The sequence below is a fragment of the Rhizobium zaerense genome (assembly GCF_051810725.1).
Classification (GTDB): domain Bacteria; phylum Pseudomonadota; class Alphaproteobacteria; order Rhizobiales; family Rhizobiaceae; genus Rhizobium; species Rhizobium leguminosarum_I.
Window position 1 is genome coordinate 2,079,815 of record NZ_CM132690.1, and the last position, 12,187, is coordinate 2,092,001.

Annotated in this window: 17 protein-coding genes and 1 tRNA gene; 9 read left to right on the forward strand and 9 right to left on the reverse strand. The window is 57.9% G+C overall.

Features of this window, described 5'->3' with window-relative positions; genetic code table 11:
- Nucleotides 1-5: 5 nt before the first annotated feature.
- Entirely contained in the window at nt 6-2,417 is a 2,412-nt protein-coding gene (locus ACS4RR_RS09910) for a hypothetical protein (RefSeq protein WP_456190027.1), read from the forward strand.
- 43 nt (nt 2,418-2,460) lie between these two features.
- Here the strand turns inward: ACS4RR_RS09910 and ACS4RR_RS09915 are convergent, their stop codons facing one another.
- On the reverse strand, nt 2,461-3,603 hold the full coding sequence (locus tag ACS4RR_RS09915; RefSeq protein WP_456190028.1) for a lysozyme family protein: 1,143 nt from the start codon (nt 3,601-3,603) through the stop codon (nt 2,461-2,463).
- A gap of 283 nt (nt 3,604-3,886) precedes the next feature.
- Here ACS4RR_RS09915 and ACS4RR_RS09920 point away from each other — a divergent pair, with 283 nt between their 5' ends.
- The 5 genes from ACS4RR_RS09920 to ACS4RR_RS09940 all read left to right on the forward strand — a co-directional run bounded on the left by ACS4RR_RS09920 (nt 3,887) and on the right by ACS4RR_RS09940 (nt 7,354).
- Nucleotides 3,887-5,338 (forward strand): hypothetical protein, encoded by a 1,452-nt coding sequence (locus ACS4RR_RS09920; RefSeq protein ID WP_456190029.1) that lies wholly within the window; start codon nt 3,887-3,889, stop codon nt 5,336-5,338.
- On the forward strand, nt 5,338-5,694 hold the full coding sequence (locus ACS4RR_RS09925; protein WP_456190030.1) for a hypothetical protein: 357 nt from the start codon (nt 5,338-5,340) through the stop codon (nt 5,692-5,694). The genes ACS4RR_RS09920 and ACS4RR_RS09925 overlap by 1 nt, the downstream gene beginning before the upstream one ends.
- 11 nt (nt 5,695-5,705) lie before the next feature.
- A complete protein-coding gene (locus tag ACS4RR_RS09930; RefSeq protein WP_456190031.1) occupies nt 5,706-5,897 on the forward strand; it encodes a hypothetical protein in 192 nt (63 codons plus the stop codon).
- Between the two features lie 172 nt (nt 5,898-6,069).
- Complete coding sequence (locus tag ACS4RR_RS09935; RefSeq protein ID WP_456190032.1) at nt 6,070-6,834, forward strand: hypothetical protein; 765 nt, start codon at nt 6,070-6,072, stop codon at nt 6,832-6,834.
- Nucleotides 6,821-7,354: a helix-turn-helix transcriptional regulator gene (locus tag ACS4RR_RS09940; protein ID WP_456190033.1), complete on the forward strand. Its 534-nt coding sequence runs from the start codon at nt 6,821-6,823 to the stop codon at nt 7,352-7,354. Before ACS4RR_RS09935 ends, ACS4RR_RS09940 begins: the two co-directional genes overlap by 14 nt.
- A gap of 238 nt (nt 7,355-7,592) precedes the next feature.
- On the opposite strand, the gene ACS4RR_RS09945 is transcribed toward ACS4RR_RS09940, so the two are convergent.
- Complete coding sequence (locus ACS4RR_RS09945) at nt 7,593-8,000, reverse strand: type II toxin-antitoxin system PemK/MazF family toxin (protein WP_182208826.1); 408 nt, start codon at nt 7,998-8,000, stop codon at nt 7,593-7,595.
- Nucleotides 8,001-8,170: 170 nt separating this feature from the next.
- Here ACS4RR_RS09945 and ACS4RR_RS09950 point away from each other — a divergent pair, with 170 nt between their 5' ends.
- Nucleotides 8,171-8,419: a winged helix-turn-helix domain-containing protein gene (locus tag ACS4RR_RS09950; protein WP_456190034.1), complete on the forward strand. Its 249-nt coding sequence runs from the start codon at nt 8,171-8,173 to the stop codon at nt 8,417-8,419.
- A 4-nt stretch (nt 8,420-8,423) separates the two neighbouring features.
- Here the strand turns inward: ACS4RR_RS09950 and ACS4RR_RS09955 are convergent, their stop codons facing one another.
- The 4 genes from ACS4RR_RS09955 to ACS4RR_RS09970 are packed head-to-tail and all read right to left on the reverse strand — an operon-like array spanning nt 8,424 to nt 9,904.
- A complete protein-coding gene (locus ACS4RR_RS09955; RefSeq protein ID WP_456190035.1) occupies nt 8,424-8,933 on the reverse strand; it encodes a hypothetical protein in 510 nt (169 codons plus the stop codon).
- A gap of 9 nt (nt 8,934-8,942) precedes the next feature.
- Nucleotides 8,943-9,467, reverse strand: a complete 525-nt coding sequence (locus ACS4RR_RS09960) for a hypothetical protein (protein WP_456190036.1) — start codon at nt 9,465-9,467, stop codon at nt 8,943-8,945.
- Nucleotides 9,464-9,721 carry a hypothetical protein gene (locus ACS4RR_RS09965; protein ID WP_456190037.1) on the reverse strand — a complete coding sequence of 86 codons (258 nt, stop codon included), beginning with the start codon at nt 9,719-9,721 and terminating at the stop codon, nt 9,464-9,466. Before ACS4RR_RS09965 ends, ACS4RR_RS09960 begins: the two co-directional genes overlap by 4 nt.
- Entirely contained in the window at nt 9,722-9,904 is a 183-nt protein-coding gene (locus tag ACS4RR_RS09970; protein ID WP_456190038.1) for a transcriptional regulator, read from the reverse strand.
- A 144-nt stretch (nt 9,905-10,048) separates the two neighbouring features.
- Between ACS4RR_RS09970 and ACS4RR_RS09975 the strand changes: the two genes are divergently transcribed.
- Nucleotides 10,049-10,480, forward strand: coding sequence for a hypothetical protein (locus ACS4RR_RS09975; RefSeq protein ID WP_456190039.1), 432 nt, complete (start codon nt 10,049-10,051; stop codon nt 10,478-10,480).
- 78 nt (nt 10,481-10,558) lie between these two features.
- Here the strand turns inward: ACS4RR_RS09975 and ACS4RR_RS09980 are convergent.
- Nucleotides 10,559-10,634: transfer RNA gene (locus ACS4RR_RS09980), tRNA-Ile, on the reverse strand.
- 199 nt (nt 10,635-10,833) lie between these two features.
- On the opposite strand from ACS4RR_RS09980, the gene ACS4RR_RS09985 reads away from it, so the two are divergent.
- The gene (locus tag ACS4RR_RS09985) at nt 10,834-11,202 is read left to right on the forward strand and encodes a response regulator (RefSeq protein ID WP_260109089.1); all 369 of its coding nucleotides are present in this window, start codon (nt 10,834-10,836) and stop codon (nt 11,200-11,202) included.
- 95 nt (nt 11,203-11,297) lie between these two features.
- Here ACS4RR_RS09985 and ACS4RR_RS09990 read toward each other — a convergent pair whose 3' ends face one another.
- Entirely contained in the window at nt 11,298-11,501 is a 204-nt protein-coding gene (locus ACS4RR_RS09990; RefSeq protein ID WP_017965177.1) for a hypothetical protein, read from the reverse strand.
- Complete coding sequence (locus ACS4RR_RS09995; RefSeq protein ID WP_260109088.1) at nt 11,498-12,163, reverse strand: acyl-homoserine-lactone synthase; 666 nt, start codon at nt 12,161-12,163, stop codon at nt 11,498-11,500. Before ACS4RR_RS09995 ends, ACS4RR_RS09990 begins: the two co-directional genes overlap by 4 nt.
- Nucleotides 12,164-12,187 lie beyond the last annotated feature (24 nt).

Consider the following 12,187-nt stretch of genomic DNA (forward strand, 5'->3'; position numbering starts at 1 on the left):
AGGTCATGAGCATACAGAACTGCCTCGCGCGTCTCGTCCAGGCGAACCGGATCAGCCAGAAAGCGGCAGATGACGCGCTGGCGCTCCACGAAGGCATTCAGGGCCGGCTCTATCCATCGATGGGGCCTGCCTCTGCTGATGCTGCCGGCGCGCTCGAGGCGGCCCGGGTGATGATGCAGGCGGCGCAAGAGCGGAAGCTGATGGCGGCGAAACAGGCGATCCGTCAATCCGAGATCGCGAACCGCATGGAGCTCCACCCGAAAGGCAAGTCAACCGGCCTGATGTCGGCGCTGGTGCGCGACAACTGGGAAGGCGGGGCGGCCACGAAGGATGCCATCAACATCGAAAGCCATGCGGAGTCGGTGACGAAAAAGCTGCTCGGCATCATGAACGGCACAATGGACAAATACCGCTCCACCATGGCCGGGCTCAGGCAGGACACCGAATCCATCTGGAACGTCGTTGACGAGATCTACGGCGTCGACTCTGGGGACGCTGATGCCAAGGCTGCGGCGCAGGCGTTCAGCGAGACAGCGAAATATGCGGTCGATCGTGTGAAGCGGGAAGGCAAGCCGCTTTCGGTGCTGGAGGATTGGCGGCTGCCTCAAAGCTGGGACGCGAAGCAGGTCAAGAACATTGGCGAGCGGACCTTCATCAACGACCTGATGACGGAATACGAGGGCGGGAACCTCAAGGTCATGGACAAGGCCGGGCATGGCGAGGCGCCGAAAGCTGCGGTGCCGGGCATCATCGCCAACGCCTTCAACGATATCACGATCGGCAAAGGGCAAGGCTCCGGCGCCGGCGGCTTCTCCAATCAGCTCCGCGTCTTCCGGTTCGAGAATCCGGACACCTATAAGCGGCTGATGCAGAAATATGGCGTCGGCTCGGGCGGCCTCTTCAACACCATGATGGGGCACGTCCAGGCGATGGCGAAAGAGATCGCCTTCGTCGAGGTGCTCGGGCCAAATTATGAGGGCACCTTCAACAAGCTCATTCAGGCAGCTCGTGATGATTTCGCTCAAAAGGGCAACGTCGGAAAGCTGGTGGACTGGACCACGATGAATAATCCGGTCTCGGTGCAGCGGACGTTCGATGCTCTTTCAGGCCGCCTCGGCGTGGCGCAGAGCGATCTGATCGCCGGTATCGGCGGCGGCATGCGCAACCTCATGACTGCTTCTCGGCTCGGATCGGCAACCATCTCGGCGCTGCCGGGCGACTCCATGACCGCCATCCTCGCATCGAACTACAACAACGTGCCGGCGGCGGCGGTGCTTTCCAGGCTGGTCACCGACCTGACCACGAACCGCCATGGCGCGGAAGAACTGGCACGGCAGCTCAATCTTACGGCGGCGACGGTGCTCGATACCGCGATCGGAACCAAGCGCTTCGATGACGAGGTGATCGGGCAAGGCATCACCGGCCGCATTGCTGATGGCCTTATGCGTGTCACCGGTATCAACACGTGGACCGAAGGTCTCAAGCGCGCGTTCTCCATGGAATTCATGGGCATGATCGCAAGGCAGACCGAAAACAAGTTCGAGGATCTGGATCCGGTATTCCGTGGCTTCCTCGACCGCTACGGTTTCAATGCCGGCGACTGGGACAAGCTGCGGGTTTCGCCTCATATCGAGGCAGAAGGGGCGAAGTTCTTCGATGTGAACGGCGTCGAGGATCAGCGCCTCGCCGACCGGCTGATGTCGGCCATCATCGACGAGCGTCACTTCGCCGTGGTCGAGCCCGATGCCCGCATCCGGGGAAAAATGTCCCTTGGCCTGCAGCGCGGTACCGTGATCGGTGAAGCTGTCCGATCGGCCACTCAGTTCAAATCGTTCCCAATGACGTTTATGATGACGCACCTGATGCGCGGCCTCACGCAGGGCAGCATGTCGAACCGCGCGTACCGAACTACGCAGCTTCTAATCACGATGACGATTGCGGGCGCGGTCACTTCGCAGATGCAGAGTATCATCGCTGGTCGCGACCCTCAGAGTATGGCGGATCCCAAGTTCTGGATGCAATCCTTCATTCGCGGCGGTGGCGGCGGCATGCTCGCCGATTTCGTCTATTCGTCGACGACCCGAGGCAAGGAAGGCATCACGCAGTATCTTGCCGGTCCCGCTCCGGGGGCGCTCATTGCTGGCGCTGGAGATCTTGCCCAGACGATCGCAGGGAACGGAGAACTCAAGGGAAAAACCCTTGCCGATCACCTCAAGGCTTGGACGCCTGGCTCGTCGCTCTGGTACACGAAGGCGGCAACCGATCGGCTCATCTTCGATAACATCCAGGCAATGATCGATCCGAATTACCGACAATCGTTCAATCGCTACGAAAAGCGGATGAAGAAAGACTTCGGACAAACCTTCTGGTGGGCGCCTGGTGATGGACTGCCGCAACGCCTTCCGAAATTGCCTTAGGGGAGTTCAACTCCAGGCCCACCGAGATAGTATAGCCAAGGCGTCAACGTAATCCCTTCTCAAAAAGAGTGGCCTCTAACTCCCGCCGCTGTTGAAGACCAGGCATCGACGGCCACAAACGTTTCATCGAGCGTATCTGAGATGGAATTTCCGCAAATCTTCTCTCAGCCATCAATTGTGCGATTTCTCGCATTTCAGCATTCGTGTCTCCCGTCCTTGTGAATGTTGTTGTGCCTCTGTTGAAGGCCAAAGCGACGAGAGCCCCCGCGCTGTCGGGAGGCAGATCACCAAAGTTTTGAAGCGAACTCTGTAGCTGATCGATGATCGGTGGTAGCGTCCTAGTCTGAAATTGCGAAAGCGCCGCGTTCCAGGGGATCGTGATGTCCTTCAATTGAGTTGCCATAAGCTCTGCAGCGGGACCGACTACGCCAACAGCATTGGAGAGTCTGTCTATGACATCATCTGGAAGTAACCCTTGCCAATCACTGCGCATTTTCGCAGCGCTCGCATAGCCCAGATCGTATCCGATGCCGATCGTTACGCCTGACCCCATGCTCCCTGAAAGAAACGGATGCGAAAGGTTCTTCTCGTAGTAGTCCGGCCCTGTTTCAAAGCGCACTATGAGGTCGAGTGCGGCTGGTGATATAAGCGCCAATAACTTCGCAGAGCCAACCGATGAACTCACCTGCCCGGCCGCGGAATTATCGACAGAGGCAGGTAGAACGCCCGTGACGTTCACGTCCAGCAATTTCTTAGCGAGGACCTGATCAGAAATTAGGCCCGATTCCGCGAGAAACCTGATATTTCTTTTCGCCTGCGATTCATCACCTACACTGATCATTTTCAGCACGAGTTCATGCTGTTGTTTGCTTTTCTCAAGTTGCTGTGACGCGTCAAACTTCTCCTTTTCCATGGTTCGAGTGTAATCGAACTTCTCTTTTTCCGTTGTTTGAGTATATGAGAATTTTTCTCTTTCGAGATTGAGAGTGTTGCTTCCTTGGATAAGCGCACCCACCGCAGACGCGGCAAGCGCGATCATTCCAGTTATGACTGTAACTAGCAAAGGAGAGAAACGGCTAGTCCAGTCTGGCCCGCGTTGACGAAATTGCTTCTCGTCCTCCCATTTTTTCTCTTCAAATCTTTGCTTTCGGTCCTCTAGACTCAGTCCATCCCAATCCGTCGCCATCACAATGTTTCCACTCGACAGTTTATGCTGCTAACTATCATCACCTGACCTGGGCGTGCGCGCAAGGGTGGAAGATTTGAAGTCAATACCCGCCGCATCCGCCGCTTGGTGCCGGCGCAGAACCTTCGACGCCTCATCGATCAACTCGAGGGAAGCCCGTGATGAGGATCAGCTGCACCAGTCATTTCAGCGCACCGGGCTCTATGTCCTGGCGAAGCTTCAATCAGGATGACTGCTAATCCTGTGCTTTGCAGCGGAATGCCGCGAGCGGCACTGTCCGGTCATGTCCATCACCACGCCCGACGATCGCATCTCGACCTATAATCCAGTCGCCGCGACCACGCAGTTCGCGGCGGGTTTCCCAGTTTTCGATAGCTCCGATATCGGCGTCACAGTCGATAGCATCGAGCGCTTCGATTTCACGATCAGCGCGACCTATGCCGCCGGGATCTCGACGGATGCAAAAGCCGTATTCTCTCCAGGAATTACCGGCGAAGTCATCGTGTTCGGCAAAAGAGCGCCGCGCCGGTCATCGCGATTTGTGAATGGCGGCCCGCTGCCCATTCCCGATCAAAATCTGGCGCTCGACACAATCGAGGCAGAGGTGCAGGAAGCGGCGCGCGAAAATCGCCGTGCCCATAAAGCTCCCTATGGCGAGGAAGGCGGCGTTTTCACTGCGACGGATGTCGGGAATGCTCAAGCAAATGCTGCATCCGCCGCGGCATCCGCGGCGTTGGCAGCGAAGTGGGCAGAGAACGGCGACCTTGATGTCATTCCAGGTAAGCGAGCGTCCGAATATTGGGCGAGGAAGGCTCAGGAGTGGGCTTTGGGTGGCGTCGCGGGCGTCGGCTCGTTCAATAGCCGAACCGGGATTGTAGTCGCTCAGAGTGGCGATTACACGTCGGCTCAGATTTCGCGGGGTGCTGGCAGCGTCGAGAACGCGCTTGCGGCAATTGAGACTGATATCTCAGCGACCAAGGCGCTGCTTCTGTCCGGGATCGAAGACCTTCTCCTAAGCAATAACTCCGGCAATCCCAACACCCATGTCGATATCGGAACCGGGAAGGCGCGCGTCGGATCTGTGGTTGTCGCCAACTTGGCAACACTGACCAAGCGCATCAACGGCACCTGGGTTGCCGGCAGCGGCAACGGCGGTCTTGACACCGGTGCGGTCGCGGCAAACGGCACCTATTTCCTTTATGCGCTACGCAAGGTTTCCGATGGGAGCTTTGAGGCTGTCTTCTCAACCTCGGCAACGATCGCTGGCGTCAATGTCTCCCTGCTCGCCGGCTATACCATCGTCAAATGCATCGGCGTGGTGCTAACCAATGCGAGTTCGGTTATCCGGCCTTTCATCATGTACCCGAGGCATGAATACGCCTTTGTTGGGCCGATCACAGAGGTCACCAACACCACTATTACTACGACTTCGGCACTGCTGGCGATCACTGTGCCGAACGGGGTGAAGGTCAAAGCAAACCTCCGGTTTATGTTTACATCCAGCGCGACAACCAACTCAGCCCTGTTCCATGATCCGGCGCAAGGAACTCTTGTCGCTGGCGGCAATGATGCGGGCGGAAATGTTGGCACGATTCAGGTCGCAAGTGGCTATGCCGTCGGCTCCGACGAAATCTGGACTAACACCAGCAAGCAGATCCGCCGAGTGTCTGGCGCCACTGGCAATATGTGGGTTTGGAACGATGGTTTCTATTTCCCATGCGGGAGGAACGCATAATGCCTTACGTTTCCCGATCGACCACAGGTGCAATCGACGGCCTCTATGAGCAACATCAGGACGGGCTTGCGGAGGAATTTCTACTCGGCAGCGATCCCGCCGTGATCGCGTTCCTGAATGCTCCTGTCATGGTGTCCTCGGTTTCCGCGCGCCAATTCCGGCTGATGCTGCGGCGTGCCGGCCTGCTCGACCAGGTCAAGGCATGGGTGGCGCAGCAGGATGGCGAAACCCAAGATGCCTTTGAATACAGCGGCACCTTTGTCAAGGACAGCCCAATGATGGCCGCCGGCTTCGCGGCATTGGGGTTCACGGCGTCCGCGGTCGACGCCTTCTTTTTGGCCGCGTCAAAGCTATGAAAGGCAACGACATGGGTCAGAGACTCGATGCGCTGACGAACCGAGTGGACGAGCTGGAAGCCGAGATCGCCGCAATGGTCGATCAGGACGTGGCGGCGGTGATGACCGGCGCCGAGCCGGAGAACAGTGACAAGATCCTTCGGCTCACCCAGGACATCAACATCATCAACAACGCACGCGAGCGCCTCCGCGCCGCCGACTGACCCTGTGGTTCCACCAGCACCCGCCAGACTGCTCGACCGATTGGAAGGCAGTAACGGGTGCAGCACATGTCATTTGACAGCTGTGCTTTTTGTTTCCGAAAACGCACGTGAAATCAGACCTTTACCAGGGTGGCGTCTGTGCTTTGCGTGAGGATTTGTCAGTTGCTACCTCGTGACCCATCTGAAACGCACATGGAACGAAAGAAAAATGTCACAGAAAACCCCTCTCTCTTCGGCCGCACTGATCCAGCAGAAATCCGAAGCCGAAGAGCGTCTGTTGGAGCTAAGGCAGGCGCAAGCCGACGCTCTTGAACGGGGCGACGACTTCCAGCACAGTGACGAAATTTCGCAAATCACCGAACGCTTGTCGGCCTTCGATACGGCGATCGCCGGCGCGGAAAAACGGGAAGACGCAGCGACCGCAAAGGCTGCCATTGCCAATACGCGCATCCGCGCCGGTGAAATCGCGAATGCGGCACGGATCAACGAAGATGAGAGAATTGCTGCCTTGAAGGATGCCGAAGGCCATGCGCTGGGCTTTGCGGAAGCAATCGGCAGATACACCTCCCTTTCGGAGAAGCAACGTCTCCACATCCGCGATTCCATTGATTTCTATAGCAGTCAGCCGGAACACCTCAGACGCCTCGGAGATATTTACCGAGTTGTGCCGGGTGGGGTGCATGTCAATCACGCTCGTGACCTGGATGACGACGCTGTCTTTCTGCGGCTAGGAAACTATCTCGGCACCGCTTTGAGCAGGATCCGCTCTCGGCAGATCGGCAACGTGTCCTGGGACCTGCACAACATCACCGACACAAGATCATGGGTCGAGCAGGAACGCGCCGCTCTGCGCGGCAAGATCGAGGATGAGACCATCCGCAACATGGAATTCATCGAAAACCAGCTCAGCGACGAGGCCAAAGATGCGGATCAGTAACCGCGTGAAGCCCACAGAGGGGCGGCATCTCTCTTCGGCCGACGTCCTGGCTCGCTATGGCATTTCCCGCCGCACCCTCCGGCGATGGATCGCTGACGAGGCGGTCAGATTTCCGAACCCGCGGTTCATCAACCGCCGGCACTACTACCGAGAGAGCGACATCGTCCGGTGGGAAATGATCAGGGACGGCTTCGACCCGGATGAAATCTCGGTGGTGAATGGCCTGAAGGCGGCCTCGGGCGTGATCAACGATTACGGTGAGTTTGTCGACGCCATGATCAAGCACCGGGCAAAGATGAAGTTGACCACGATCGAGCTCGATGCCGTCTCAGGCATGCAGGAGGGCTACACGTCGAAACTCGAGAACTGGGAACGTCCACAAGGTCGCGGCATGGGGCCCGAGGTGTTCCCGCTGTGGCTGGGTGGGCTCCGCCTGGGAATAGTGCTCGTTGAGCTGCCACGGACGCCACGCAACCTCAAGAAGCTGGCAGCGCAACTTGACGCTACGCAATCGACATGAGAGCTTTGTTGTGCCGGAGGGGCGGAAGAGCTGTGTCCGTCTGCCTTTAATCGCCGGGGCGGTCCGTCGTCTTCCCGGTGCTCCGGCGCCAGGATCTCGCCATCGCCGCAAGAAACAAGAAACCCCGCCACGCTTGTTATCGCCTTGGCGGGGTCTGCCTCCATGGAGGTCTTGAGGCTGAACGGTTTTCACCGCCAGCGATCGAGTTCAATATGGGGATTCTTCGATTAAGGTCAAGTTAAAAGCCGAGCCCGGCGAGGACGCCAGCGCGGATTCTTTTGAAGGTCGCTTCGTCCACCCGGCGGGTCAGATATTTCCTCTTCCCTTGCTGATCACGACCACCTCGGAAGAGGTCGAGCCGGTCAAAGCAGACAGTAGCAATCATATCGCACTTCGCCCACATAAAAGGGGAGTCGAATGGCTTGGGCAAAGGTGGGTCAAGGATCAGCTCCACTATGTATTCAAGCTCGTGCGTGGGAGCAGTAGTTGACAGAGGCACAACGGCGCACAGCCCGTCGCGATGGGGCAATCGTGGTGAGACGACGATTGCCGGGCGCCTCTTGATCATTTCAGGCGTGCGGAAACCTCCCAGCGAATAATCGCACAGCACAAGCGTCCCCGGAGCAACAGCATATCGAATCGACATGCCTGATGATTACCTGAACCCGCGCCAGTTTTTCAGCGCCTTCTGCGCTATTCACAGTTGAGTCATGGCGCTTGACCCTCACTCCCGGGTCTCCCGTTATTCAGGAATGGTCGGCGGCTTGACGGAACAGTGGCGCCAGAATCATATTCCTGCCGATCAGAAGGAACATCATGGCAAAATCAGGCGCCCTTTTCATCACCGAGAGCGAGCTCGCTAGCCGTCTCGGCCTTACGCTCGACAGGCTCAGGATAGCGTTGCCGGCGGCCGAGAAATCGGGCTTTCCCGTGAAAGATCCACTATTCGCAGATCGTCGGTACTGGCCGGCGTGCGTTGCCTGGCTGGATCGTCGCTACGGTCTTCGCGCGGATGGCGCCGGCGGGCCGTACGTGCCAGATGGTAAAGAGCATTGGAGAGATTGACACCTCAGTCCTCAGCGTCGTCTTCCACTTCATCTAGCAAATGCAGATATGAGCGTTTCGAGATCCGCACGAGGAAAGACCGGTCGCGCTTCCAGATTACTGGCTGCACGAAACGCCAACGGACCGTGGTCTCTATCGTTTGATCAGAGTCCAGAGAAAGCCAATTTGCCGGCTTGAGAACTGGAAAGGCCGCCTCTTGCCCACCGTCGAGCACGACAGCTTTTTCTCCGTGCAGCAGGGATTTGACGATTGACCGAGTGGAGTGATCTGTCGCGATTCGCAGCGCATTATCTGTGGTCCCGGTTGGCCACGACATAAGGATTGGCCGCTCACTGCGGTTGACGACACGGAGATAGCAGCCCTTCTGAGCGCCTCCGGGGATCAGAGGTTTGGAGATGATGAAGGCCGTCGGCTGATAGCGGAAGAATCGCTCCCAGATAACGAATGCGCCGGTGACGACGCCAATGATCGAGCCGGGGATGGTGAAAAACGGCACGAAGTCCGCTGCGCTCAATTGCCCCTCCTATCGCTGCTTTTCATCCGCATAGCTGAGGCGCACTCTATTGCGCTCAGTAAGCCACTCGGTTGGGGTAGGTGCACGTTTCTGGTCCATGGACATATAGCGCCCAAAAAGCTCTGGCGCCTCTTCATAGAATGCCGTGACTCTCTTGAAGAGCTCGGATCGCTGTTCCGTCGCTTTCGTGCCGGACTGGGTCCGATCGATGAAGCTTGCTTCTTCCAGATCGACAGCGTTCATGTAGAGCTGACGAAGGTAAAGCGAGACATCTTTCCCGAAGAGGAATCTGGACGCCTCCATCGCTTCCAGCATCGCTAGCTCAGCTTCCCTGTCGCTGTTCCCGGTTCTCGCAACCATGCCAACCGCATCGCGTGCCAACTGATATACTCGATAGCGCCTATCAAAAAGATCGAGAACCACCTTTTGATGGGCCGTTCGCCATTGCATGTAGGCAATTACACCAACGCCGATGGCGATCGCCGGCGTCAGTAGCGCCTGAAGTACTTGGATCCAGATCGGGAGGCTTGTCATGACCGCCACACCAAAGCGATATTGAAAACGGTGAGAGCCAACACCAGTAGCGTCATCACGGTGATGGCAATGGTCATGTCTCTGACCTGCTTAGTGAAGGCGAGCATTGTTTTATTCTGCGCGTCAGCTTCGCGGCGGGCAATTTCCTCCCGGTAAAAGTTCAGGCCCACTGCGGTTGACGTCGCAATGCTGTCGTAGCTCTTCTTCAGATCGTTCACTGAAAGTTTCGACAGAGCTTCATAGCTTTCTGCCATTTAAGCGTTCCCTCTCCTCAGCCTCACGCCGGGGCCGCCATCGGTTGTTGTGCCGTCATCAAGGAAGATCACGCCGCCATTTTCAAGTGCAGTTTTGATGTCCTCAACCGTTCTCTCTCGTAGAGCCTCGCCGCGCTCCAGCCGCGCTATCGTGTCCGGCGAGACCTTCGCCAGTTCGGCCAATTCTCGAACACCTATCCCGAGCGCTGTTCGCGCCATTTTGCATTGGATCGGAAGCAATTCATAACCCCGTTACGATTTATATTGACTGCTAATTTAATTACGATATCGTATCAGTGTTACGAAAACTCTGCAAGGAGAGAATCAATGTCGAACGCCACCGCGCCGGCAGCCGCTGAAGGCTTGCCATCCGAGATCATTGCTGAAAACCGTATCATGGAGCTTTCCCGCGAGATCTCATCCCTCTTGGACCGCGCACCGCGCCGCGAGTATGTCCACATTGTCGCCGCCTCGCTCCCATGCCACAACCACATCACGATCGGGCGCCGCGATGATGAAACGGAGATCCGGGCAGCGAAGGAAGAAGCGGCAGCAGCCGCCTGGAACCTCACCTGCCTGCAGGATCGTCTTGGGCACGTAAGGTCGATGGTTTCCCTTATCGAATATGCGCTCGAAGGAATGGGGCTGGGCAGTGATGAGGTCAATGCCCTGCAAACAGGTGTGAGCATGGTCTACGACGATGTCACTGAAGCGGTCGACTTCCTGAAGTCTGCTCGCGGCCAGACATCCGCGGGCTAATGTTGCCCTAGATGTTGCCCGGAAATGGGAAAGGGCTTAGCCGATCAGTTAAAATGTCGACTAAGCCCTTGACATCTTTGGTGGGCCCGGAGGGACTCGAACCCCCAACCAAGCGGTTATGAGCCGCCGGCTCTAACCATTGAGCTACAGGCCCTTGGCGCCGTGTGCGGCGCTTGGGTGCCGGGGCAATGGTTCCCGCAGCACGGTTTCCGCTCTAACGCAAATCCGGGGGAGCCACAAGCGGGGAGCGCAAGCATCTGTGGACGATGCATATTTCGTGGGCAGCCACTGGAACCTTCTCGACCGGGCGACACTTATTCAAGTCACATTCCGCATGAAGAGGGCGATCGCAGATGGTGGCTTTGAACAGCGCAGTTGTGCTCATCGTGGAGGACGAGCCGCTGATCCGGTTCAATATCCTCGATGTGCTGGAGGAGGTCGGCCATGTGGCGCTGGAGGCGGCGAATGCCGACGAGGCTCTGGTGGTGCTGAAGGGCAGGCAGGATGTCGATATCCTCTTCACCGACGTCAATATGGCCGGTTCGATGGACGGTCTCCAGCTTGCCAATCGGGTGAGGGCGATGCGTCCGAATATCGGCATCATCATCACCTCGGGCATGGTGCGGCTCGATCCGATGGCGCTGCCCGCGAATACCGCCTTCCTGCCGAAGCCCTACATGCACGACACGCTGATTTCAACGATCGATGCCCTGATGGCGTAAGCGCGCAGCCGCAAAACGGGGACTGTTTCTGCGGCTGCGCGCGAGGCGCCGGGAGACATGCTCGTCTTCAGGCAGGGCGGAGGGGAACCACACCCTCAGCTGAAGCTGCTCCTCAGCGCCTCGTTCTCATGATGGGCCTTCTTCTCGTAGATCGTGAACAGCGCCATCGAGAGGAGATAGGAGAGGAAGGGATCCCCTATCTGCGTGGCGATCTCGCGGGATGCAAGAACATGGCGCTCCAGCGCGCCGATATCCTTCTGCATTGCGGTCTGTGTGGCGGTTTCAGCGAGGCGGTTCATGCTGCCATCTCCAGGAATTGGGTCACGACCGAGCGGGCCGGCACGTGCCTGACATAAAGGGGTAGGGTGAGGCCGAGGGCGGCGCGCATCTTGCGCAGCACCCGGTCCGATACTTCGAAGGCGCCACAGCAGACGGGATATTTGCCGTAGCCGTCTGCACGGCCGAGTTCTTCCACTTCGGCGCCGGCGCGCTTGTAGACGCGCTTGAGGTAAGGTTCGTAGTTGGAAATCATCGTATGGATGCCGTGATCGAGCGCGCATTCGCAAAGCGCGAGCAGCATCATTGAGAAGGCGCGGCCGGCGTCGACATTGGAGAAATCCTTGGCGATCGCCTCCTCGTCGATGCACATGCGCGTGCCTTCCCAGATGCCGGGGGCGATAAGATTGGCGGCATCGGGAAACGTCTCGCGGAAGACGTCGTAGAGAAGGGTCGGGCCTGTCGTCGGCATCAGACGCATGCCGCCATAGAGCCGGGTGCGGCTGTCGTTGCACCAGACGAGATAGGCGGGGGCGATCGAATCGTAGCTGTCGCGTTCGTAGGGGCCGATGACGGGAACGTCCCAGCCGAGCGTATCGGCGAAGACCTTCTTGCGCAGGCGAAACATCTGGTCGAGTACGGCAGCGTATTTCTGATACTCATGTGCCTGAACGATAACGAACATTTTGCCCTCCAGCGTTTTCAAGTT

Excerpts from the sequence above, each read along its gene's own strand:
- ACS4RR_RS09910 (WP_456190027.1), top strand. The coding sequence starts at position 6 with ATGAGCATACAGAACTGCCTCGCGCGTCTCGTCCAGGCGAACCGGATC.
- ACS4RR_RS09915 (WP_456190028.1), bottom strand. The coding sequence starts at position 3,603 with ATGGCGACGGATTGGGATGGACTGAGTCTAGAGGACCGAAAGCAAAGA.
- ACS4RR_RS09920 (WP_456190029.1), top strand. The coding sequence starts at position 3,887 with ATGTCCATCACCACGCCCGACGATCGCATCTCGACCTATAATCCAGTC.
- ACS4RR_RS09925 (WP_456190030.1), top strand. The coding sequence starts at position 5,338 with ATGCCTTACGTTTCCCGATCGACCACAGGTGCAATCGACGGCCTCTAT.
- ACS4RR_RS09930 (WP_456190031.1), top strand. The coding sequence starts at position 5,706 with ATGGGTCAGAGACTCGATGCGCTGACGAACCGAGTGGACGAGCTGGAA.
- ACS4RR_RS09940 (WP_456190033.1), top strand. The coding sequence starts at position 6,821 with ATGCGGATCAGTAACCGCGTGAAGCCCACAGAGGGGCGGCATCTCTCT.
- ACS4RR_RS09945 (WP_182208826.1), bottom strand. The coding sequence starts at position 8,000 with ATGTCGATTCGATATGCTGTTGCTCCGGGGACGCTTGTGCTGTGCGAT.
- ACS4RR_RS09950 (WP_456190034.1), top strand. The coding sequence starts at position 8,171 with ATGGCAAAATCAGGCGCCCTTTTCATCACCGAGAGCGAGCTCGCTAGC.
- ACS4RR_RS09960 (WP_456190036.1), bottom strand. The coding sequence starts at position 9,467 with ATGACAAGCCTCCCGATCTGGATCCAAGTACTTCAGGCGCTACTGACG.
- ACS4RR_RS09965 (WP_456190037.1), bottom strand. The coding sequence starts at position 9,721 with ATGGCAGAAAGCTATGAAGCTCTGTCGAAACTTTCAGTGAACGATCTG.
- ACS4RR_RS09975 (WP_456190039.1), top strand. The coding sequence starts at position 10,049 with ATGTCGAACGCCACCGCGCCGGCAGCCGCTGAAGGCTTGCCATCCGAG.
- ACS4RR_RS09985 (WP_260109089.1), top strand. The coding sequence starts at position 10,834 with ATGGTGGCTTTGAACAGCGCAGTTGTGCTCATCGTGGAGGACGAGCCG.
- ACS4RR_RS09990 (WP_017965177.1), bottom strand. The coding sequence starts at position 11,501 with ATGAACCGCCTCGCTGAAACCGCCACACAGACCGCAATGCAGAAGGAT.
- ACS4RR_RS09995 (WP_260109088.1), bottom strand. The coding sequence starts at position 12,163 with ATGTTCGTTATCGTTCAGGCACATGAGTATCAGAAATACGCTGCCGTA.